At 61.7% G+C, this 339-nt stretch carries 1 pseudogene; it reads left to right on the top strand.

Annotation, left to right across the window (positions count from 1 at the left end):
• Positions 1 to 80: 80 nt before the first annotated feature.
• Positions 81 to 339, top strand: a pseudogene (locus EG244_RS19600) (IS3 family transposase); the annotation flags it as partial.

Below are 339 nucleotides of genomic sequence, written 5' to 3'. Positions count from 1 at the left end.
GAATAATTTTTTGTCCGGCGCGCGACGCACTGCGAGGTGACCGCCACTGGTTCGGGAGAACCGGGCAGGGGTCTGTTGCAGAGCGCAGGAAAATGATCGATCCCACCGCCAGGCTGAGCGTCAGCCGCCAGGCCATCGTGCCGGGGATCAGCCGGAGCAGCGTGTATTACAAGCCCCGCCCGGTATCTGACGCAGATCTGAAGCTGATGCATCGGATCGACAAGCTGCACATGGAATTCCCCTTCGCGGGCAGCCGAATGCTGCAGGGCTTGCTGGTTCAGGAAGGGTTCAAGGTCGGGCGGCTGCATGTTGCCACGCTGATGAAGCGCATGGGCATCG

Origin of the sequence: Falsigemmobacter faecalis (assembly GCF_003863335.1) — a bacterium.
In the GTDB taxonomy this organism is placed as follows: domain Bacteria; phylum Pseudomonadota; class Alphaproteobacteria; order Rhodobacterales; family Rhodobacteraceae; genus Wagnerdoeblera; species Wagnerdoeblera faecalis.
This window is presented reverse-complemented; position numbering and strand designations above follow the sequence as displayed.